The following is an 864-nucleotide window of genomic DNA, read 5'->3' as shown; positions in this document are numbered from 1 at the left end:
GTACAGTTAATGTTTTACCATCACTAAAATGAACGACTTTATTGCCAGTACTATCTGTATCGATTGTAGTGATACTAACTGATGTTCCATTTTGGCCATTGTCACCTTTATCGCCTTTGTCACCTTTTGGTATCACAACTGTTGTGTTATCTGAGAATGTTAATTTGCGATCGCCATTTGCTTCTTGTGTATTACCTGTAATTGTAATTGAATGACCATCGGCACCTTTAACACCTGCGTCACCTTTGTCGCCTTTTGGTATCGTAATCGATTTGCCATCTGAGAAGGTTACAACAGTGTCACCATTTGGTTGTTTAGCTATATTTTGAATTGTCACTGATGTGCCATTTTGACCTTTTGGTACAGTTACATTTTTACCATCACTGAAGTGGATGATTGTGTTACCAGTTGCATCCGTTTCTGTACGAGTAATTGTAATTGAATGACCATCTTGACCATTGTCGCCTCGGTCACCTTTTTCGCCTTTTGGTATTGTAAGCACTTGGTTATCTGTAAAGGTTACAACTTTATCACCATTAGCTGATGTTGTAATTGATTTAATACCAATTGATGTGCCGTCTTGACCTTTTGGTACAGTTAATGTTTTACCATCACTAAAATGAACAACTTTGTTTCCTGTTGTATCAGTGTCAATAGACGTAATGCTAATTGATGTGCCATTTTCACCTTTATCACCTTTAACACCTTTTGGTATCACGACTGTTGTATTATCTGAGAATACAAGTTTACGATCTCCGTTTGGTTCTTCTGTATTACTTGTGATTGTGATTGAACGACCATCAGCACCTTTTGCACCTACGTCACCTTTATCGCCTTTAGCGCCTTTTGGTATCGTCATTGTTT

At 37.8% G+C, this 864-nt stretch carries 1 pseudogene; it reads right to left on the bottom strand.

Going from position 1 to position 864, the window contains the following annotated elements:
- A pseudogene (locus tag HMPREF3267_RS07610) lies at positions 1–864 on the bottom strand (DUF4988 domain-containing protein); the annotation flags it as partial.

The sequence above is a fragment of the Staphylococcus sp. HMSC62D11 genome, assembly GCF_001839145.1.
GTDB classification, from domain to species: domain Bacteria; phylum Bacillota; class Bacilli; order Staphylococcales; family Staphylococcaceae; genus Staphylococcus; species Staphylococcus lugdunensis.
This window is presented reverse-complemented; position numbering and strand designations above follow the sequence as displayed.